Here is a 21,748-nt window from a genome sequence, read left to right on the forward strand (position 1 = left end):
TACCAATTAGATCTCAATAATCATATTATCCTTAGCAACTAAGGTGCGTGGGAAAATATCACTAGCGCATTTTAAGAAGTCCCAGTAGTATTCGTAACCATACCTAAAACTCATGTGAGTTAGTATAAGTAACCTAGTGTTAGCCTCCTTAGCGTCTAAGGCAGCGTCTAGGCATGTTGAATGACCTCTGCTCTCTGCTTCCTTGGCGTCATTAGGTAAGTATGTTGAATCATGAATAAGTACTGATGAGCCCTTAGCTAACTTAACCACACCATCACCTGGTGATGTATCACCAGTGTACACCACCTTTATCGATCTATCACCTACATTGCTCATCACCATGGATGGTTCAATAACCCTACCATCAGGTAGAGTAATAGCCTCACCCATTTGAATCCTCCTCCAGTAGGTTACCGGTATACCTAATTCCCTAGCCTTATTTGGATTAAACCTACCAATCGGCCTCCTTAATGTTATTGAGTATGAATTATTTTGAATAGTGTGGTAGGTCGTTACGTATCTTAACTCCAGGTTATCCATTGATTCAATTAAAGTAACGTCGCTGGTTGGTTTAAGTTCAATAATGTTGATTCTGAATGATGAATTAATTGGGGTTGGTGTAAAGTCGCTTATTCCCACTGGGCCTATTACGGTTACTGGGGTAACTCTATTAAGCATTAGCATTGTTGCAAGTAGGCCTGGGAGGCCATTAACGTGATCAGCGTGAAGGTGAGTAACCATTATGTGCGTTAACTTAAGTGGGCTAACCCCAATACCCTCAAGCCTCTTAACAGTACCCTCACTGGGGTCAATGAGTATCCTATACCTATCAACCTCAATTAACACACCTGGTAATTCCCTACAGGGCCTAGGTATAGCTCCACCTGAACCTAGGAAAACTATCTTAAGCACAGGCTAGCTAACTTTCAGCCCAATTTAACTAATGCTGCATAGTGAAACATTAAGTAACCGGGTTACATTCATGAAGTATTATTACCTCATTTACATTCATCGCCAGTACATATTATAATAACTCCATCTTTATTACTATTCTCATCACCTTCCCCCCCATTGGTGAATGTTTGAGTTATTATTGGTATTGCACGTGTAAGTTTATTTAAATTACCTCTACCTTGAATTATTAACCATGTCATTAATGCTATACCCATGTTGTAGAGCACGATACCGAAGCCAATGTACTTATCCCCAATTACACCTTGACCGTAAACCTCAACCATTATTGCTGCGTGGTTAGCCATAACTACGTAGGTGTAGTACGCTAAAACTATGAATGCACCTACGGCATATATTAGCAGCAGCCATGAACTGGCTCTACTTCTAGCGTTTTTGATGAAGAAAATTGTTGATGCTAGTGATAATGAATCAAAGGATAGGAGTGAGGCTAGTATAAGTGCATCAAGTACGATATTAAATTCAGCGCTGCCATATATCCATAAGTGTATCAATAGGTAATCTATTGTGTAAGTAATAGCTAGTACCGTGATTATGCCTCCCCAATACAATATGTTAATTATGGCTTCTGGAATTGGGCTACTTTGGCTTTGGCTCACAGGTTAGTTACCTTACAACCCTTTTTTAAGTATTACGCTAATATTATTTAAATATATCGGTCATGCATATATGGTTTATAAATGGCTGAATGTTGAAGCCAAGTGCATTTATGGGATATTGTAAACTTAAACTTTTAATTAACTTGGTGATAATCAAAATTAATTTTTAGCTAATCTTATGACTTCGAAGTCATTATCCCTAAGCCTAGATATGAAGCCATCCTTCTCAAGGTTTGCTAGAGCTTTACTTAGGTAGGATAATGGTACTTTAAGAATTTCATCACCATACCATTCACTTAACTTATCAGTTAATTCCACTAGACTCCAATTAACCTTATTACTGACCTTATACTCATCATTCATTATCCTCTTAATGAAGTTAGATAAGTCTTCAACAAGGTTCCACGGATACATGAACCATACCCAATCCTTAACCTCATAGGCGTAATAATCTGGTTTAAATTTAGCCACAGTGGATATCCATTGTAAGGCACCTGTCCTAACATCAGCATTAGGCCACCTTGAGAGAACATGATCCCTAGCAATTATTACGCTGTCACCGGTGTCAACAATATCATCAACCACTAGTACTTTCTTACCGTTTAAGTCTATTTGGGCGATAGGATACTTAATGTAAGCCTTCTCTAAAGCCTGAGCACTACTGGGCCAATGCACAACCTGCAGGCTAACTAAGTCATTAATACCCAGGTTATCGCAGAGTAGCCTAGCTGGGATGTAACCTCCCCTAGCTATTGCCACCACTACATCGGGAAGCCACTTGCTTTCAATTATCTTATTCGCCAGGGTTAAAGCCCACGTTACTATATCATCCCAGCTAACCAACTTAACCGGAACCTTAACCACAATTAATTTTAAAGGAATGCCCTGATTTATAAGTATTAAGCCACGTTTAAATAGAGTTAAGTGATGGCTCTTAATCACCCTTAAGTATTAGTTTAAGGAGGGCCATCCTAAGGGGTACGCCTAGGGCCGACTGCTTGAAATACTTGGCATATCTTGTTGAGTCTAATCTATGATCAACCTCATCAACCCTAGGTAATGGGTGAAGCACTATTAACGTATCCTTAACGCCAATTAATGATTCTGGAGAAACCTTAAAACTCCCCTTAACCCTCTCATACTCCACTGGGTCAGGGAACCTTTCCCTCTGTATCCTAACCACGTAGAGTACGTCTAATTCACTTAAAACCTCATTAAGGTTTAAATGAAGGCTGTAACTCATTCCTCTCATATTCATGAAATCCAGGAGCTCCCTCCTAGGTTTCAGTATTTCAGGGGATATTAAGCGTAGCTTAACCTTAAAGTTGCTTAGTAATTGAATAAGGGATGTAACAACCCTAGCATACCTTAAATCACCTAATATACCTATTGTTAAATCATCTATTCGCCCATACTCCCTCCAAATAGTGTATGCATCGAGCATTGCTTGAGTTGGGTGATTCTGAGTACCATCACCAGCATTTATTACCGGTACAGTAGCTATGTCGGCTGCATACTTAGCTGCACCCTCGAGGCTATGGCGTATGACTATTACGTCTGAGTAGGAGTCAAGCATCCTAATAGTATCACCAAGGCTCTCACCCTTAGCCACTGATGAAGCCTCCACTGAACCGAAACCTAATACTCGCCCACCAAGCCTTAGCATAGCAGCCTCAAAGCTTAACCTAGTTCTGGTGCTTGGTTCAAAGAATGCAGTAGCCATTATTTTACCATCAAGTATATTTAACTTAGATTTAGCGTAATTCTCCATTTCCTGAGCCTCATTGAATAACTGCATTAAATCCTCCCTATTGAAGTCCAGGGATGAGATGACATCCCTATTTAACCAAGTCAAGAGACCCTCACCTACTGTTAACCCAGTGTATAGAGTGTATTTAAATCATCACCATAAATGATTATGGCATGTAGTTCTCATGGTGCAGTTACGTGAATAATGAATTAATGCTCCCTTAACCAATGGCTGAGGAGTAAGGTGCGGCAATGAAGCAGGAAACTCCACTTAAAGTGAAGTAGATAGCCTGCAAATTAAGCTGATTTATACTGCTCAAGAATCACTGGTGGTTCGTCATCACTAATAGGTACTGATATTATGCTCTTAGTCCTTTCAGCTAAGTGTTCTATAAGGACCATATCCTCAGGGTATACTTCACCAATAACGTTGAATCTAGGGTCTGGTGGGGCATCATCCTTAAATATCCATACTTGTATGTAGTGTGGATTATTATTAACCACAGTAACCGCACCCTTAAATCTCCTAACAATGTTCCTCGGCTTAATGTTATTCTCACCAATAGCCGTTAATCCAATGGCCTTCTCCTTAATCCTAACATCACGAAACTCCCTATTAAACACCTTAGCCTCCTCCTCAGTTAAGCCGTAATAGGTAATGACCCTTATCCTGGTTCTCCGCTTAGCGGAAGCCACTTTCTTTAAATCCTCATCTGATGGAAGTGGGTCACCTATCAACACCCTATCTATGTACTTTGAGTTTAGGAGTATTGAAGCTGAATTCTCAATATCCATATGCCTAAGGCTCTCCACAGTGGTTCTTTCCCCATCCTTAACAGATATGAATATGCCAACTGGTATACCCCTAATGTGGAATTCCTTAGACTTAGCTAACGCATCTTCAAGGCTTAACCCAGTGTACTCCCATGGGTACCAGTCATGACTAGCCATTAGGTTTTCTGGTTTCTTAACTAGTTTAAGCAATCTATCTAACTCATCAAGTGGGAAGACACTTGCATTTAATTCAACCTTAATCCCAAGATCATTATTAGCCATCACAGCCAACTGCTCCAGGTTAAAGCCCCAATCAGCCCTAACACCCTTAATACCCATCTTCTTAAAGAAGCTTAAGTCACTTGGAGATATGCCTAAGTCTGAAAACACCTTAGGATTAATGTCTACGAAGTAATAGTAACCTAATTCATTAGCTAGCTTAGCAATATCCTTAACTAAATCCAGGTTATCAAGCCCTATTCCAGACCACGCCTCAGTGAATCCAAGTTCCGCAGCCTTCCTCATTATCTCAATTGTCCTAGGCACTGTTTCCCTCCTACCGACGGCGAATGATATGCCTATGCTTTTAGGCATGAATACCGAACAGTATTCGATATTTAAGCATTGCTTGCGAGGTTAACATTAGATTAAGGAAAAATTGACGGAAGAATAGCCGGGTCAACTATAGTAACCGTGCTGGCTCAAAGAGTGTGCACTAAATTGGTAACAGTCCATTAGGCTACAATTACCTAGTGATTACCCCTGGGGTGATTTTTTATGGAAGTGGGATTAATAGGAATGATAAGTAGAGGTGGGTTAACACTAGTGTTCATGACAAAAACAAACAGCAGGTCCTCTAAGCCTGCTTGGGATTGTTTTAAACTTAGTTTGAATATGAGACCACATATCCCTGAGCCCCTAGGAGCCAAGAGCATGGGGCTGCTCTTGGTGAGGGGTAATGGATTGAAGGCCCATCTCATAATCCACCATTGAACGAGTAGAGGCGACTAAAAGCCACTAGCAGTAAGGCAATGAGATGAAGGCGGTAAACCACCCAAAGGCAACCCCCTTAGGGCGATGAGGAGGTCAGGTATTGGCTGTTGGTGATGCGGCTAAGTTACCATACCTCAAGAATCAAGAAATTGCATTTAAGTGCGCCTTATTTACTGTTAATAAGATAATGGAGGATCTTAAAATTAATGATAGGATTAATGCCCAATACGTCCTAATTGGTTGGGCATACTTAAGTAATGTGGAGGGTAAACTAAAGGCCTTAAGTCTCCAATTTGGGTTTATTACTTAAGTAGATTATTCGGTTAAGCATAAGGCCAGGTTGCCTGTGGTGATTATTAATTAAACCTAAGGTGTAGCTTATTGTCCAATGACTGGGCATTAAGTTTATTTAAGAGGATTTAACAGTATGCCTATGAGGGCGGTGGTTTTTGAGAAGAATGATTTAAATGACTTAAGAGTGGTTGAGTTAAATAGGCCTAAGCCTAATCCCCATGAGGTAGTTATTAGGGTTACTGAATCAGGGGTTAATCCTGTAGACTACTATACAGTGACCTCAAGGTGGGTTAAACCAATACCACATATACCTGGTGCTGAGTTTGCAGGTATTGTTGAGGAGGTGGGGGAGCATGTGTCAACCGTTAAGCCTGGTGATAAGGTTGTGGTATATAGTAGAGTTTTCGACGGCACCTGTGACTTATGCTTAGCATCGATGGAGAACCTATGTAGGAATGGAGGTATAATAGGCATAGTCACTAATGGTGGTTGGGCAGAGTATGCTGTGGTACCTGATAGGAACATAATTAAACTACCTGATGATGTTAATTGGGACTTAGCCGCAAGCTTACCGGTGGCTGCATTAACATCATATCACGCCCTCAGGGAGGCTAATTTAAAGGTTGGGGAAACCCTGGTTGTCTTTGGAGCATCCGGTAATACCGGCCAGTTCGCTGTTCAACTAGGTAAGTTAATGGGTGCTAGGGTAATTGCAGTAAGTGGGAAGAGTTGGGTCAGTGAATTAGGTGCTGATTATGTTGCCTCAATTAATGATGCCAAGAGCATTGTTGAGAAGGTTACTGAGGGAAAAATGGCTGATGTAGTGATTGATCCACTTGGGGAAAGCACATGGAATACAAGTATTTCACTACTTGGAAGGGGCGGTAGATGGGTTACCTTTGGTCAATTAACCGGTGGAGAGGTTAAGATTCAATTATCGCTACTGTACTCTAATCAACTTAAGTTAATTGGATCAACTGGTGGAACCAGGAGGGAGTTACTTGAGTTGGTGAGCATTATGGGTAAGCTTAAGGTTAAGGTTGACAAGTATTATGAATTAGGTGAAGCCAAGGAGGCACTTACTAGGTTATTTTCACCCCAGAGGAATGGAAGGATAATGATTAAGATTAGTGTTTAAAATCCTAATTCCACGCCTAGGCTGAACTCCTCCTCCAGGATAATGCTGCATAGATTACGTAAAGTAATAGCGCGTTGAAGAAGGCGAAGAATATCAGGCTCCCTACTAATAGGCCTGGTTGAATTGAAACTAGGCTGAGTAATGCATTAATTTGCGGAGTTAGGAGTTGACTAATTGTTAACCACTTAGCTACATTAAGCGCGAAGCTTAGGCCATAAGCCTTAATCAAAGCCTCAGCCGCTGTAACCGGTGGGACAATGGCGTATGGGGCATGGGCTAACCCATTCATTACCTCAGCTGAATCCATCAACATTGGCGTTAAAACTAGTTTAAGCGCCTCAATGGGCTTACTGGTGATTTTAATTGAAATCACAAGTAGGACCAGAATTATGGCTCCAAGGGCAATATTCATGTAAAGCATCCAACTTAGGTTAAAGGTTGGCCTATACAGCTCATAGAATGCTGATTGTAAATATGATGGTGGATGCCCAAATATAGACCATGCAACCGTTGGTGAATACTGGTAAATAGTGTATAGATACCAGGCTGCGAAGATGGAGTATAGGATGCCGAAGATTAAACCCATAGTGTTACCAATCCTGTGCCCTAACTCATGGTACTCACTCCTACTTGAGGTGTACCTCCAGCCATGTATAGATGATATTAGTATACTGGTCATGGCTATCGCCCCGAGTAAAGTGGATGAGAGTAATGGTGGGTACGTTGGATTACCTAAAGCCTTAGTTAAATTAACGGATAACGTAAAGCCTGTATTTGATGTACTGCTTGGTGTTATTGCCACCCCTGCAGGGTAATTTATGAAAGCGAAAACTAGCCTAAACATTGCTGGAATAACAGTTAAAGTAATGGCCATGGCGTAACCCACCGCAATATGCTTCATTGGGCTAAGCCTATTAAATGACCTATAGTAGAAGCCTATGAATGGTAAGGCTATTGCCACACCAAATACTATTGCAATACCCCAAACCGGCCAAAGCAATGCACCAGCTATATTAGTGAAGACTGGTAGTAAGCCCGCTAGGAATACTGTCACTATTGTTCCAAAGACCCCACCTATGGCGTATACTGCTATTAAGTAGTTTGATAGACCGTGTGCAATATCAATGTAAACCCTCTTACCACTCCTATATCCAATTAACTCAAGCGTGGGCAGCAGCCAACCTAGGCCAAGCACAGTGTAAACTAAGGGTAAGTGCACTGAGAAGGCCCATGCAATTAAGGCCACTGCTACTACCACTGGAGAGACCATGATCCCACCCTAGTACTCAATCACCTGTGTAGGCTTCACCCCCCTAGGTTTAGTGTATAGGTAAACCATGTAGACAGCCAGGGCTGGCATAGCTACCTCAACTATTATTATAAGCGCCACTAACCATCCTGGTAGGCTTAGGTTAGGGTTAATTAAACCACCCTCATAAACCGGTACCCCAGTTACCGTAGGTGGGCCACCGTTTGGGTTGGGTGATGATTCAACTAGGATGAAGGGAACCCTACCACTCTCTGCCGTCACTGCACCACCTATTGCCGCTAAAGCTGCGAAGAGGGGCATGGCGTATGGGCCAGTCCTCTCTAGGAATGATGCTATTACCTTAGCCCAGTTAAACCTATTGAAGAAACCATTGAACAAGTACCAGAGGGATAAGCCACCGCTCCAAACACCCAGTAATACGCCTAATGTAACCATGAAACCCAGGTAGAATATTGGTAGAAAATCAAAGGGGGCTAGAGGTGGCCTTACGTTAGCTGGCCATGAATAATAGCCCCAGAAGGCGTGGTTAAAGGTACCGTATGCGAAGAAGCTTGTTAATGGATCAACCTTAAGGCCCTTCCAGAACATGCCTTCAATGGCTGCCAGCTTCAATGGATCAAATTGGAGGACAAGTTCACCTTGAAGGTGACCAAGTATAAAGCCCTCAATGGCGGTCATAATTGCTACACCGGGTATAATGATTTTAAGCACCTTAACTTGGTCAGGCCTATGCTCGCGTACGTAACCATAAAGGTATATTGCACCAATCACTGACCACGTTAATATTGCTGCGGCCAGTATTCCATGGAATATGAATACGTTAGCCCCCCACCAGAACATGTTCCAAGCATCCGTGGGCTTAGCCCAAGTGACCAAGTAGCTTGTTAGGCCTGCGATTGTTTCATTTGATGCAGCTAGATTCTGAACAATCATGCCGGGTGGCCTCATGCTTAGTGAAGCCATAACCGCTAGAATATTGTAGGCACTCCAATATCCCCCGAAGGCTGCCGCCAAGCCAATTACCCAATGAACCCAACCGTTCCTTACCTTACCCCACGTGAATACATAAAGTGGTAGGAGTATTACCTCGGTTAGGAAGGCGAATAATTCTAGGTAAAATGGTAAAACAATGGCAGATCCTATTATTGTAATGAAGTTACTCCATATTGTCACCAACCCAAACTCAACTAATGTACCGAATGCCGCACCTACACCGAAGAATATGGTAGATACCACTGAAAACATCCTAGCCTTATCATACCAATCCTTATCATGCTTAGTTAAGTAAATGTATTCCGCAATCACGGCTATTAGTATTGTTCCGAGGAAGGAGGAGGCAAGGCTTAAGTGAGCTAAGATACCAATGGCTGATACCCACCTAGCTGCATCTAAAGTGCTAGCATTTATTGTTGAGAGAACGTATACTATAGGCATAAAATGCAATCTGCAACAGTATTTTTAAATTTTTATTGATTTACTTAGAAAATAATGTTAATATAATCTTTAGATCTAAGTAATTACTCATTATATAGATTTTGCTAGGCGTAATTTATCTGCCATTAATTTATTAGATGTGTATAAATTTAAGGGAGGAACCTACACTTAATGAACCGTAAGGGATATTAATCTGAACCGCAAGCATAATGTATAGGTGGAATGTCCAGGAGGAAGGATGAGCATCTAATGGATGATATAACGGAGGAGTTGGAGAAGTCCGGAGCTAAGTCTATAGTTATTGATAAGGATGATTACTCATACACTATTGTAGCCAGTGTAGATAAGGGTGGGTTAGGTAAAATTATTCTTAAAATAAGCTCAGACTCATCCACAATACCGAGAAGCCACATAATTGATCTACTGATAATGCATAAAGTCTTTAAGGCTAAACCAATACTGGTGGATGAGAGTAGGAGAAATGAGGAACTTCAGGATGGCATCCTTTATGAACATTCAGGCATCCCGCAATTGAATCCAAGTACCTTCAGTGATTTACTTAAGGGTAAACCACTGTTTTTCAAGAACGAAGGTGGTGTAGTTAAAGTTAGGATAAAGGGTTGGTTACTGAGGGAACTTAGAATGAGGTATGGCTTAAGCCTCGGCGATTTAGCTGAACTACTTTCAGTTAGTAGGAAGGCCGTATATGAGTATGAGAGGGGTACCATTGATGTTAGCGCTGAGAAGGCGCAGCTATTAATTGAGTTATTTGGTGAGGAAATAGTGGATAGTTGGGATTTAAGCGTTAAGGATCCTGATCAGAAGATTATGGAGAGAAAAGTGGAGTTGGGTAATCTATTTAACCTGAAGGTTAAGGAGTCATACCTACTGGTTCATACACACGGTAAATACGCCACAGTAACCGATAAGGGTAGTGTGTTACTGGGTAATGAGAATAGCAGGGAGGCTGAGGAAGTATCAAGCATCCTTGGCGCCCGCTACATTAGGATTCAGTAGAAACGCTAATAAACTCCTGTAAATAATATACCTTCAGTGGCTGTAAGGATTCATAAAACTTATTCAACATCCCTGCTCCAGTGGGGAAGTACGGTTATGCGTTTAAACTAGGATTATACAGTGGTTAATGTGGGTAAACTATTCGGTACCAATGGAGTTAGGTTAGAGTTCACTAAGGGTAATTACGACCCAAGCTTCCTAGTGAAGCTAGTGGGGGCTATAGCAACCTACATTAATACCGGTGATGTATTATTGGGTTTTGACATTAGAGTAACCAGCCTACCCATAGTAGGGATACTCTATGGGGCATTATCAATGTATGGTATTAACGTTGATGTAATAGGACCGTTACCAACACCAATACATCAATACTTAACTAAGGCCTGGGGTTATAGGGCTGGCATAATGGTTACCGCCAGTCATAATCCACCACATTACAATGGTATTAAACTAATGGATAGTAATGGTGTTGAAATCAGTAGGAAGATTGAGGAGGAGATTGAGTCGGTATTCTTCAGTGGCAAGTATAAGGAGGCCGTTGATTATAAGGATATTGGAGTTACCAGATTCATGAATGTTGAGGAGGGGTTAAGGGATTATAGGGATCATTTACTAAGCATAATTAATGATGAACCAATTAAGCGTAGGGGATTCAGAATAGTGGCTGACTTCGCCAACAGCGTAAACTCAATAGCCCTCTCGCATGTTTTAAGGGGACTTAACGTAAAGGTTTACTCAATTAATGGCCACCTTGATGGTGAATTCCCAGGTAGGAACCCTGAACCGAGGCCTGAGAACCTTAACTTGGCATCAAGGGCTGTGGTTGAGTCAGGGGCTGACTTTGGTGTTGCATATGATGGTGATGGTGATAGGTCACTCTTCATTGACGAGAAGGGTAACGTCATATGGGGGGATAGGACAGGTACAATACTTGCCTTATCCATGATTAAGAGTGGTGATAAAGTGGTTACACCGGTGTCGTCAAGCATAGTTGTTAAGTGGGCTATAGAGGAGGCTGGTGGTAAGGTTATTTGGACCAGGGTTGGTTCAGTTGATGTTAGTCATAAGGTTATTGAGGAGGAGGCCTTATGCGGCTTTGAGGATAATGGTGGATTCATATGGCCTAAACACCATCCAGTGAGGGATGGCATATCAACAACATTACTAATGATGAAAGTCCTATCCGAGGAGAATGCTAAGTTATCTGAACTCAACGCAAGAATGCCAACAATGTTAACTGTAAGGGAGAGGGTGGAGATGAGTAGGGATCTTGCAGGGAGAATCGTTGATGCGCTTAAGGGTAGGAATTGGGGTGGTGAAGTTATTACAATAGATGGGCTTAGGGTTAACTACACAGATTCCTGGTTCCTAGTGAGGCCAAGTGGTACCGAGAATTTACTTAGGGTTGTTATTGAAGCATCAAGTAATGATAGGTTCAATATCCTTAAGCATGAGGTAATGGATAGTATAGGGAATGAGCTTAAGAAATTAGTGAAGTAGCATTAAAAGAGATAATATAGACCTTAGGCTCGCTTAATTTTACTTTTGCCGCAACGCCAGAAACTCTTAAAAAGCTTAATAAACTATGTTTAATTAATGAGCTTTGATTCAGCTAAGGTACTAGCTGGCATAGGTGCTTTACTGGCTGGAATTGGCATATTTGGTTACGTTATACCGTCAATAATAGGTTTAATACTATTCCTAGTGGGTATGATGGAGTTAGCCGATTACTTTAATGATAGGGGGCTTAAGTCAGATATAATGAATTGGTTCATACTAGGATTAATAGCCTTGATAGTGTTGACTGCTGGTGTTTTCCTAGCAATAATACCATTCACAATCTCATTCAGTGGAATGCACATGAATTACCCAATGATACCATACCACCCCTATCACCCATTTTTAACTAGTCTACTGATCATCATAGTAGTAATTGTTACAACTGCATTATTCTTCCTATTATCCGCAATCTACCTGCGTAGAGCAATGAACAACATGAGTTCACGTACTGGTGAAAAATTGTTTGAGTCAGGGGGCTTAATATACTTAATTGGAGCAATTTTAACATTCATAATGATAGGTGTATTAGTAATTCTAGTAGCTTGGATAATCATAGGCGTGGCATTATTAAGCATTAAGGAACCAGGAAAGAGCACTTAAGTAAATGGATTTAAGGATGCCTCATACCACCTCCTCGCAATTATGTTTTTCAACCACCCTGGAAGTAAAGCCATCAGGTAATACTTAAATGTATGTGAATTTAAGTACCTTAGGCTTAATTCACCCTGCCCATTAAAGATTCGAGCAATAGCATTATACATAATACTCTCCACACACGCGTACCTTTCAAACTTACTACCTTTAGTCATTTCGCATATTATTGCGTAATCGTGAATAACTCTATTGATTAATATTCTCATTGATTCAACGTAATCATTAAATGAACTAAGCCGACCTCTACTGACGTTACCCTCATGTACCCTATATTTAGTTAATTTATCAGGTATTAGTAATGCCAGGCCACCGTTAAGCGCGGCACTATAGTAAAGTACTGAATCTGAAATTACACTGATTTGACTCACATAATGCTTAACCTTCATTAACACCTCCCTTCTAATCGATATTGAACTAGCATTAAAGGCCGCGCCAGCCCAAAGCCATCTATTGAATTCATAATCATCACTTAGATTAAATATTACCTGTTGATTAATTTGAGAACAAGGCTTAACGTATGGTGGTATCCTAAAGTGGTACCTCACTTTACGTACTTCCATGCCACTGTTGGTAATGCATGAGGTCGAATTGTGAACATAGGTTAATTCACTAATATTTTCAAAGAACATACTCACTACATTTACCTTATTTTTCTCGAATTCATCATCATCGTCGAGGAACATTATAATGTCACCTGTGGCCTCTTCAGCGGCTTCAATAATCTTCTTACCTATATGGGGTGAATCATCATCAATAACCTTAACCGAACCCTCAAGTAACCTTACTTCAGGGCTCTTAACTACAATAATCTCATCAGGTTGCCTACTCTGAGCCTTAATGGATTTAATTGCTAGAGGTAAATAAGCCTGCCTCCTATAACATGTTACTACTATGGTTACCTTAATACTCATTTAATTCTCCAAGCCTAATACCTTACATTAAATTAAAGGATTATCATTATGGTAAACACTAAGCTTAAGTTAGGCTACTCTCTGAAAATAATTAATCACTTAACCTGCATTAGCCTTTTCTCAAGTCTAGTGATTAACTTAGCCATAACTCCCTTAGCAACCTCATTATCAATAACCCTACTTGAACTATCTTTGCATGCGCCAGCACACCAATACTCATGGATTAGCAATACTAATGCTGTTAACTCCATTAATTCAGGGTCCCTGTACCTTAAATGCTCAGCAATGGTCATCATTAGTTTAATAGGCATTGTAGCTATTATTAATTCACTAGCGTTAACCTTAATATTACCTCTAATTCTCTTGAAACCACTTACCTTAATTAAGTCGCTGTTAATGCCAGCTAAGTATGATAAGTAAGCCCGCCATGCCTGAATGATATTAAATGCCGCACTCCTTAATAAGCCAGACTTTAGGAATGCCTTAGCTAACTCTAATTCAACCCTACTTTCATTTAATCTTAATTCACTAATTTCGCTAATATTTAAGTGAACTCGCATAAGTTACTATCACTAACCTGTATTTATACCAATCCTTAATTAATTAGGGAATTATACATTGATGAATACTTGAATAATCTAATTTAAAGATGATGGAAGGTATTTTCTAAGAAATCAAGTGTTGCTTAAGTATATAGTATATTTATGAATATGTTATAGTTGCACCAGCAATACCGAAAACTATATAAAACCTCACCTGATTGATGTATTTGAGGTGAGTAAAATGAACATAAGAGCATCAATAAGAGTCATGAGTAGTTTATTAAGTGCAGGGAAAACTGCTGAAGCAAGTAATTCTGATTCCATAGCGGATGTTGAGGAGTATAAACAATTAAGAAGCAGAACTAATGAGGTATTAATGATGCCGAGTTTTAATGGCTTAATAGTGTTAATTTATGATAAGAGGAGTGGTGCATATAGGTTAGCTTAACCTTTCCCTTGCTCTTAAAGGATTGAAACTCTAAGTACGTTATGCAATTCTGAGGCTCCCTCTAACTGATGATGCTCCTAGTTTAATGCTTAAATATTGCAACCAATGATGCCTATTTAATGGAATTTTCAATGAAAGTAAACCTAATAAACGACGATGCATTAAAGGTAAGCGTAATTAAAAGTGGTAGTAAGTACCGGGAATCCCCAGCTGTTGTTGTTAAACCAAGCGTTGAATTAGCAAGTGGTGAGAATAGGCTTGGCCCATGGCTTGTTAAAGTTGCTGGTGATTCCATTGATGTAAGTGTAAATAATATGAGTGCAGCATTAAGGTTTAGCTATAGTAATGATCAAATAATAGTAAGAGGTAATCTAGGCCTCAATGACTCTGTTTACGGACTTGGTGAAAAAGCACTACCATTGAATAGGAAAAGGTTTAGGGTAACCATGTGGAACACCGATGCCTATGGATATAGGTATGGTTCAGATCCATTATATGTGTCAATACCATTCTTCATAATTACAAATAAGAATGGGGCAATAGGCCACTTCGCTGATTCCACGGCTAAGGTAATTATTGATCTTGGTGCGGAGAAGGAGAATGAGTTCACAGTTATTGTAAATGATTACCAGTTAGATTACTACATTATTAGGGGGCCTAGGCTTAGGGATGTGGTTACTAGGTTCATTAACTTAACAGGTAAGCCTACCTTAATGCCTAAATGGGTACTTGGGCATCAGCAAAGTAGGTACAGTTACTACCCCCAGGATAGGGTTATTGAGGTTATTAAGGCCTTTAAGGAGAAGGGACTGGATAATACTGTAGTTTACCTAGATATACATTACATGGATGGCTACAGGATATTCACTTGGAATAAGGATAGGTTCCCTAACCCCATTGACTTAGCTAAGGTAGCTCATGAACTTGGCGTTAAATTAGTAACCATAGTGGATCCATACATTAAAGTTGATCCAAATTATCAAGTGTTTAAGGAGGGTATTAATGGCAACCATCTGTCGCTTGATGATGATGGTGGCTTATCTATAATTCAGGGTTGGCCAGGTAAATCAGCGTTACCAGACTTCTTTAATAGGGAGGCTAGGGAGTGGTGGGCAAGCCTCATTGAGCGTTGGGTTAAGGAGTATGGTATTGATGGTATTTGGCTAGACATGAATGAACCAGCGGCCTTCGATTACCCTAATCACACAGTCTCAAGTAAGACTATAACTCATAGGCTTGATGATGGTTCAAGGGTACCTCATGATTTCCTTCATAATGCATATGCACTATATGAGGCTATGGCGACATATGATGGTTTAGTTAAGGCAGGTAAAAGGCCATTCATATTATCCAGGGCTGGATACGCTGGAATACAGAGGTATGCTGCTGTGTGGACTGGTGATAATACTAGTAATTGGGAACATTTGAGGCTGCAATTGCAGATACTGTTGGGTTTAAGCATATCTGGCGTCACATTCATAGGATCTGATGTAGGTGGCTTTGCGAAGTACGTTCCAGGGGGTGGTGGGAACATGTTGTTTACCTTAAGCCCTGAACTACTGGTTAGGTGGTATGAGTGGGCTATTTTCTTCCCACTGCTGAGGAACCATGCCTCAATTGGATCACCTGATCAGGAACCATGGGCCTTTGGGCCGAGGACTCTTGAATTAATTAAGAACCTTCTTAGGCTTAGGGCTAGGTTAACTCCATACCTATACTCACTAATGTGGCTTAGCCACGTTAATGGTGAACCAATAGTTAGGCCACTGATCTATGAGTACCCTAATGATGAGGAGGTCATTAATATTGATGATGAATTCATGCTTGGGCCATTCATGCTAATAGCACCAGTGTTAACTAGCGGTAATGCTAGGGAAGTTTACTTACCTGAGGGGGAGTGGGTCAACATGTGGAGTGGTGAAGTACTTAGTAAGGGATTCCACATTATTGATGCACCACTTGGTAAGCCACCGGTATTCCTTAGGAAGGGTTCGCTAATACCTATGCAGGAGGCTCAGGGTGTTTTAGGCGTATTAACGGTATTGGGTGAGGGGGAATTCACGGTTTACGATGATGATGGTGAATCCCCATCGCCAACGCCATCAACATTAAGCTTAAGGATTAGTGGTGAATCAATTAACGTGGGTAATTGGGTTAATCCAATGCCTCAATCACCTTCATCAATATTACTTGAGGTTTATGTTAATAAGGAACCAGGTAAAGTAACCGTTAATGATATTGAGGTAACTAAGGCTAGGTTTGCTATTGAACCAGGTCCACCATCATGGTACATGGATAAGATGCTCTACATTAGGGTAATGCCTGGGAGTACTGTTAAATTAAATTAATTAAGTGCCCTTAATCTACGTGGCCTTACTACAATCACAAGCAGTATTATTACAATAATTAAAGCTAAGGCAAGGTAGTCAATGTACTTTGACACTAGGGTTAACCCAGTCTTCCAAGCCGGGCCTAAACTAAGGCCAATGTATATTAGCGCCATATTCCATATTGTCGAACCCATTACAGTGTGAATAATGAACAACCACACATTCATTCTAGCTACTCCAGCAGGTATTGATATTAAGGCCCTAATGCCTGGTATGAACTTTGCTAAAAACACTGATACACCACCATACTTGTTAAACCACTGCTCCGCAGCATCTAAATGGCTCTTACTTATACCAATGTACTTACCCAACTTAAGAACTATACTGTAACCCACGTAGTAGCTTAGTAGGTATAGTATTAATGACCCAATTAGGCTAGCTATTATTGAATCAATAAGTGCCAGTATTAGGTTAAGGCGCCCAATGTATATTAAGTACCCTGTAAATGGTAATATTACCTCACTCGGAATAGGTAATGATAGAGACTCCAGGGTCATAAGTATGAAAAGACCTGCATAACCCATGTTTTCCATAATGAACACCACATTTACCAGAGATTGCAGAACCATGGCTGCACTTAATATTATGCTTTTTAAATGTTGCTTTACTACAGTACATGTTGGATATATTTATTTACTCACTTACCATTAAGTCTCTTAGTTGCTTTTAGGATTGTATTAACCCTACTTAATGTAGTTGGGTGGCTTAGGAAAACTTGTTTAATTAATGATGAGTGTATTGATGGGTAAGTTACCTTAACTAAAGCAGTGGCTAATGATTCCTTATAGCCCTTGCTTAATGCGTATAAGTCAGCCCTAGTTTCATTAATCCTACTTAATGCAAGTGAGGTGACTATAGCCAGTAATGCTATTAATGTGTATGTAGTTATTGCCACTAGGGTTAATCCAATCCTTGGTATAACGTAGAGTAGCATTACAGCTGAGGCCAGGGAGTAGGCGACTGATGCCGCCAATGCCTTATAAGTATCCTTGTTAATTATGTGACCTAACTCATGGTGGATAACAGCCTTTAACTCATCTTCATTAAGGCATGCTACTAATTTAGTGCTGACCAATATTACCTTATTAATGAGGTTCAGGGATACTGCATTACATTCAGGTGATGGAACTAGGTAAATATTGATGCCTTTAATTGATGGCATTGATACCCTTTCAACATTAATATTGGTTATCATTGAACCACCCACAGCCCTTAGCCCTGATATTAACAATGCTAATTGACTCCCACTAATGCTCTTAATTGATGAAGCATATGATATTAACCTGGCAAGCACGTCCTCAGGCACATTAATAGGTAATGTTACCATTACCTTAATTATGCTTGAACCATCAACCCTTAACTTAATCATGCGGAGGAAGGATACATAGGTATAGGCTATGTTAGTTAATAGGACTTGCGCAATAACCACAGCCAGGGTTAGTAATATGCCGTACTTAGTAAGTAGGAGAAATATGGCTAGGGTTAATATTGATGATGCTATGAATGATATTGCCGGATTCATGGTAATTGATGAAGCAGGCCTAGTGGGTATTTTCACGTATTCATCACCATTATCCTTAAACAACATAACCAGCCTCCTACCATTACCAATAACAGTATCCCGTAATATAATCTTACTGAATTCATCAGCCTTCTTCAAGTCACCCCGTATTTTAAGGGACCCATTAGTAATGGCTAGATAGAATTTGGTGAAGTAAGCCTCAATGCTAATATCGGAATTCAGTGAGTAGATGACGTAGAGTAAACCCTTGTCATTACCAGTACTTAGGTTTCTCATGATGTCAGATACCTTAATTGAACCAAGCTTCATTAATGAGTCAAGTAACTTACTGTACGCGCGCATTCACTAAGATGCCTGTGGATACCTTTTTAACCTGAACAGTCAAGCATGATTAACGTGACACCGACGTAATACTGTACGTCAGTGTATTATTACTCAACTGCTATAAGGGGTTAAGTGGTTCAGGTTAACCTATGGCCAGCGTTAAATTAGTACGAGAAGCCAGAATGAAGGTAACAACTCACAATAAGGCAATACACATGAAGATAAGCGTGGTGACTAAGCTTAAGGAGTATGCATCCTCCTCCAAGGGAAATTTAATAACTGTTAGGCCAAGTAAGATAGCCCAGGAAATAAACACCGTGGGGAGAGTAACTAGGGCTGATGGAGTTGTTATAAGGAATTTCCTAGAGCAGCTGGTTGAGAGGGGTTATATGGAGGTTATTAAAAGAAGCGCCAGAGGTAAGGTTTATGGAATACGAAAGGGAGGAGAATTCTGGAAGCTCCTAATGTCCCACAATCCTGAGGACATACTTGATTTAGTCAATATAGAGGAGTAAGATACCGAGTCCCCTGGGCATAAGGCTAGGTTCAAAACACCACATTGCACTAAGTTTTTAATACGGTATTAATAATGTTCCTCAAGTGAAGAGGATGGGATGAACTGAGAAGTGATGATAACCCGGGCCTGAGACTATTCATAATGCTGCAGCTTAGTTAATAATAATTCAATAATATAAGGTAGGATTCTTATTTTACACTTATAATTAAAAAGTTAGTAATATAAATGTTTAGTTGAATTGTAAAACTAATGAATAAGGGATTAATGTTTAAAAACTCAGTATGTTAAGTTAAGCCTAATGAGTAAGGCATACGATGTGCTTATTGTTGGTGCTGGCACGGCGGGTTCATATGCAGCATACCTAATGGCTAAGCAGGGGTTAAATGTAGCATTAGTAGAACGTAAGAAAGCTGAGGAGGTTTTTAAAGTAACTGGTGATGCCATTGGGAAGCATCACATAGAGGAGTTAATTAGGTCAGGCTTAAGCATTAGAAATGATTTATTCATGGTTAAGTATGAGGGTGCTGAATTATATAGCCCAGACTTAAGTGTTAAGTACTTTGTTGCAGGTGAAGGTTATGGCCTAGATATTGGTAAGTGGGCTCAATGGTTAATTAATGCTGCTAATAATAATGGCGCAGATATAATAGATAAGCATACTGTATCAGCCCCAATAATTGAAGGAGGCTTCGTGAAGGGTGTTAAGGCAAATAGGAGCGATGGAACTCAAGTTGAGTTAAGGGCTAAGGTTACTGTGGATGCCTCAGGCGCCACAGGGGTTGTGAGAACTAAGTTACCTTCACAGTATAGGATTAGTGAACCATTACTACCAGAGGACGCCTCCTACGCTTACAGGGAGATTATTGAAGTTGATTACAGTATACCTAATCCCCAGAACATAAGAATATACCTTGATAATAACATATCACCAGGTGGTTACTGGTGGTTTTTCCCTAAGTCAGATAGGGCTGCTAACGTGGGCTTAGGCATCTGGGGTAAGTTAGTTAAGGAGCGTGGCTTAAACCCAAGGATTAATTATGAGAAGTACTTAGCATCTTCACCATACGTTAAGGGTAGGAAACTACTTCATGCTGGTGGTGGAATAGTGCCAACAAGGAGACCATTAGCCAGTATGGTTGGTCCAGGAATTGTAGCTGTTGGTGATGCTGCGGTGGCTGTTAACCCAATTCACGGTGGTGGTATTGGACCTGCATTATTATCATCAGCATTAGCATCAAGGGCGATAGTTGAGGCATTGGAGAAGGGTGATGTTTCGGAGGCTGGTCTATGGAGGTACAATTTGGATTACTTGAATGCCTACGGCATTAAGCAGGCTCAATTAGATGTATTTAGGTTAATGCTGCAGACGCTTACCAACGATCAGTTGAACAGGGGATTAAGGGCTAGGATACTTACTGAGGATGAGGTTCTTAAAATATCAATAAGCGGTAACCTTAACCTAAGTGGTGGTAGGAAGATGCTGATGGCGCTTAGGCTACTTAAAGTACCTGACATAGCTAGGAAACTATCATTGGCGTTAAGTTACATGAATGAGATTAAGAGAATATACATTAATTACCCAAGGAATCCCAATGAATTAAATAATTGGTTGGTTACATTAGTGGCTAAGTACAATGAATATAGGCTTAAACTTAAGTTACCTTTAATGACCCTTTAGGTGATTTAATGGACCCAAGGAGCCAAATTGTGAAGTACTTTATGGAGACGTATAATAAGGGATTAAACACATTAATGGGAGGTAATATAAGTGTTAGAATTGGTGATTCAGTACTAATAACACCAAGTGGCGTACCTAAGACTGAATTAACGATTAACGACATTGTTAAATTATCAATAAGTGGTAACGTTATTGAAGGCACCAGGAAGCCATCCTCAGAGTGGAGGATGCACTTATCAATATATAAGGTGAGTAATTACACTGCCGTAATTCATGCACATGCACCATCCATAATAACCCTATACCTAGCTGGATTAAGCCTTGACCTCAATACCGTAAGTGAAACTAAGGCTTATATACGTAAGATTAGTGATATAGAATTCATTAAACCCGGCACCCAAGAATTAGCTGATGAAGTATCAATGAGGGTTAGGGATGGGGCTGATTTAATAGTGCTTAAGAATCATGGAGTAGTGGCTGTTGGTTACTCGCTTCCTGAAGCATTAAATAAAATTGAGGTTGCTGAGGATACTGCTAAAATTCTGTTAACATTGAGGTTAATGACTAATATTAAAGCCTAGATATTATGTAAAGTAGTAAAATACCCACTAAATTCATTATTGTTATTACAAGCGTCGGTAAGGCAATAAATGGCCCAACACCGGCAGTCATCCAAGTATAGTAGGCTAGGATCATTATTCCGCTTTCAATTAGAAAAACCGAGGATACGCCTAAAAGTATCTTCCCGGTTCTAGTGAATCCAATACCTAAGTAATTCCTAATCATTAATGCGATTATTGCCACTTGAATTGCCGACAACGATATGTTGATATACCATATATAACCCATTACTCATCACCCTCATCTAACCTTTTTAAACCAATCATTTTAACAACATCCATTAAAACACTCCACTTGCTATTCAACTCATCACTCACTAAGTACGGCGCCCCATATCCCTC

The 21,748-nt window shown here is 40.2% G+C and carries 22 protein-coding genes; 10 read left to right on the forward strand and 12 right to left on the reverse strand.

Going from position 1 to position 21,748, the window contains the following annotated elements; genetic code table 11:
* Positions 1–6 precede the first annotated feature (6 nt).
* The 5 genes from BP896_RS07705 to BP896_RS07725 all read right to left on the reverse strand — a co-directional run bounded on the left by BP896_RS07705 (position 7) and on the right by BP896_RS07725 (position 4,688).
* Complete coding sequence (locus BP896_RS07705; protein ID WP_291767279.1) at positions 7–912, reverse strand: ribonuclease Z; 906 nt, start codon at positions 910–912, stop codon at positions 7–9.
* 86 nt (positions 913–998) lie between these two features.
* Complete coding sequence (locus BP896_RS07710) at positions 999–1,571, reverse strand: hypothetical protein (RefSeq protein ID WP_291767281.1); 573 nt, start codon at positions 1,569–1,571, stop codon at positions 999–1,001.
* Between the two features lie 159 nt (positions 1,572–1,730).
* The gene (locus BP896_RS07715) at positions 1,731–2,435 is read right to left on the reverse strand and encodes a phosphoribosyltransferase (RefSeq protein ID WP_291767282.1); all 705 of its coding nucleotides are present in this window, start codon (positions 2,433–2,435) and stop codon (positions 1,731–1,733) included.
* A gap of 70 nt (positions 2,436–2,505) precedes the next feature.
* On the reverse strand, positions 2,506–3,426 hold the full coding sequence (gene pyrB / locus BP896_RS07720) for an aspartate carbamoyltransferase (protein ID WP_291767283.1): 921 nt from the start codon (positions 3,424–3,426) through the stop codon (positions 2,506–2,508).
* Between the two features lie 191 nt (positions 3,427–3,617).
* Positions 3,618–4,688 (reverse strand): MupG family TIM beta-alpha barrel fold protein, encoded by a 1,071-nt coding sequence (locus BP896_RS07725; RefSeq protein WP_291767285.1) that lies wholly within the window; start codon positions 4,686–4,688, stop codon positions 3,618–3,620.
* Positions 4,689–5,187: 499 nt separating this feature from the next.
* Between BP896_RS07725 and BP896_RS07730 the strand changes: the two genes are divergently transcribed.
* Positions 5,188–5,397: a hypothetical protein gene (locus BP896_RS07730; RefSeq protein WP_291767287.1), complete on the forward strand. Its 210-nt coding sequence runs from the start codon at positions 5,188–5,190 to the stop codon at positions 5,395–5,397.
* A gap of 123 nt (positions 5,398–5,520) precedes the next feature.
* Positions 5,521–6,519, forward strand: coding sequence for an alcohol dehydrogenase catalytic domain-containing protein (locus BP896_RS07735; RefSeq protein ID WP_291767289.1), 999 nt, complete (start codon positions 5,521–5,523; stop codon positions 6,517–6,519).
* Positions 6,520–6,535: 16 nt separating this feature from the next.
* Here the strand turns inward: BP896_RS07735 and BP896_RS07740 are convergent, their stop codons facing one another.
* Positions 6,536–7,789, reverse strand: coding sequence for a cytochrome ubiquinol oxidase subunit I (locus tag BP896_RS07740; protein ID WP_291767290.1), 1,254 nt, complete (start codon positions 7,787–7,789; stop codon positions 6,536–6,538).
* 9 nt (positions 7,790–7,798) lie between these two features.
* Positions 7,799–9,223 carry a cytochrome ubiquinol oxidase subunit I gene (locus tag BP896_RS07745; RefSeq protein ID WP_291767291.1) on the reverse strand — a complete coding sequence of 475 codons (1,425 nt, stop codon included), beginning with the start codon at positions 9,221–9,223 and terminating at the stop codon, positions 7,799–7,801.
* Positions 9,224–9,445: 222 nt separating this feature from the next.
* On the opposite strand from BP896_RS07745, the gene BP896_RS07750 reads away from it, so the two are divergent.
* The 3 genes from BP896_RS07750 (at position 9,446) to BP896_RS07760 (ending at position 12,400) form a co-directional block, all read left to right on the forward strand.
* Positions 9,446–10,240 carry a helix-turn-helix domain-containing protein gene (locus tag BP896_RS07750; protein ID WP_291767294.1) on the forward strand — a complete coding sequence of 265 codons (795 nt, stop codon included), beginning with the start codon at positions 9,446–9,448 and terminating at the stop codon, positions 10,238–10,240.
* 129 nt (positions 10,241–10,369) lie between these two features.
* A complete protein-coding gene (gene glmM, locus BP896_RS07755) occupies positions 10,370–11,740 on the forward strand; it encodes a phosphoglucosamine mutase (protein WP_291767296.1) in 1,371 nt (456 codons plus the stop codon).
* 96 nt (positions 11,741–11,836) lie between these two features.
* A complete protein-coding gene (locus tag BP896_RS07760) occupies positions 11,837–12,400 on the forward strand; it encodes a DUF996 domain-containing protein (protein WP_291767298.1) in 564 nt (187 codons plus the stop codon).
* On the opposite strand, the gene BP896_RS07765 is transcribed toward BP896_RS07760, so the two are convergent.
* Both BP896_RS07765 and BP896_RS07770 read right to left on the reverse strand, forming a co-directional pair.
* Positions 12,397–13,365: a glycosyltransferase family A protein gene (locus BP896_RS07765; RefSeq protein WP_291767299.1), complete on the reverse strand. Its 969-nt coding sequence runs from the start codon at positions 13,363–13,365 to the stop codon at positions 12,397–12,399. The two genes, BP896_RS07760 and BP896_RS07765, sit on opposite strands and share 4 nt — an antisense overlap.
* A gap of 95 nt (positions 13,366–13,460) precedes the next feature.
* Positions 13,461–13,925 (reverse strand): PaREP1 family protein, encoded by a 465-nt coding sequence (locus tag BP896_RS07770; RefSeq protein WP_291767300.1) that lies wholly within the window; start codon positions 13,923–13,925, stop codon positions 13,461–13,463.
* A 223-nt stretch (positions 13,926–14,148) separates the two neighbouring features.
* On the opposite strand from BP896_RS07770, the gene BP896_RS07775 reads away from it, so the two are divergent.
* Complete coding sequence (locus tag BP896_RS07775) at positions 14,149–14,355, forward strand: hypothetical protein (protein WP_291767302.1); 207 nt, start codon at positions 14,149–14,151, stop codon at positions 14,353–14,355.
* 119 nt (positions 14,356–14,474) lie between these two features.
* A complete protein-coding gene (locus tag BP896_RS07780; protein ID WP_291767303.1) occupies positions 14,475–16,703 on the forward strand; it encodes a glycoside hydrolase family 31 protein in 2,229 nt (742 codons plus the stop codon).
* Here the strand turns inward: BP896_RS07780 and BP896_RS07785 are convergent.
* Positions 16,700–17,314, reverse strand: coding sequence for a DedA family protein (locus tag BP896_RS07785; protein WP_291767304.1), 615 nt, complete (start codon positions 17,312–17,314; stop codon positions 16,700–16,702). The genes BP896_RS07780 and BP896_RS07785 overlap by 4 nt on opposite strands.
* Positions 17,315–17,382: 68 nt before the next feature.
* Positions 17,383–18,609 (reverse strand): M48 family metallopeptidase, encoded by a 1,227-nt coding sequence (locus tag BP896_RS07790; protein WP_291767306.1) that lies wholly within the window; start codon positions 18,607–18,609, stop codon positions 17,383–17,385.
* Between the two features lie 131 nt (positions 18,610–18,740).
* Between BP896_RS07790 and BP896_RS07795 the strand changes: the two genes are divergently transcribed.
* The 3 genes from BP896_RS07795 (at position 18,741) to BP896_RS07805 (ending at position 21,367) form a co-directional block, all read left to right on the forward strand.
* Positions 18,741–19,106 carry a DNA-binding protein gene (locus BP896_RS07795; protein ID WP_291767308.1) on the forward strand — a complete coding sequence of 122 codons (366 nt, stop codon included), beginning with the start codon at positions 18,741–18,743 and terminating at the stop codon, positions 19,104–19,106.
* A 300-nt stretch (positions 19,107–19,406) separates the two neighbouring features.
* Complete coding sequence (locus tag BP896_RS07800; RefSeq protein ID WP_291767311.1) at positions 19,407–20,786, forward strand: digeranylgeranylglycerophospholipid reductase; 1,380 nt, start codon at positions 19,407–19,409, stop codon at positions 20,784–20,786.
* An 8-nt stretch (positions 20,787–20,794) separates the two neighbouring features.
* Complete coding sequence (locus BP896_RS07805) at positions 20,795–21,367, forward strand: class II aldolase/adducin family protein (protein ID WP_291767312.1); 573 nt, start codon at positions 20,795–20,797, stop codon at positions 21,365–21,367.
* Here BP896_RS07805 and BP896_RS07810 read toward each other — a convergent pair.
* Positions 21,357–21,635, reverse strand: a complete 279-nt coding sequence (locus tag BP896_RS07810; protein ID WP_291767313.1) for a hypothetical protein — start codon at positions 21,633–21,635, stop codon at positions 21,357–21,359. The two genes, BP896_RS07805 and BP896_RS07810, sit on opposite strands and share 11 nt — an antisense overlap.
* Positions 21,636–21,748: the final 113 nt, after the last annotated feature.

Origin of the sequence: Caldivirga sp. UBA161 (genome assembly GCF_002506515.1) — an archaeon.
Taxonomy (GTDB): Archaea; Thermoproteota; Thermoprotei; order Thermoproteales; family Thermocladiaceae; genus Caldivirga.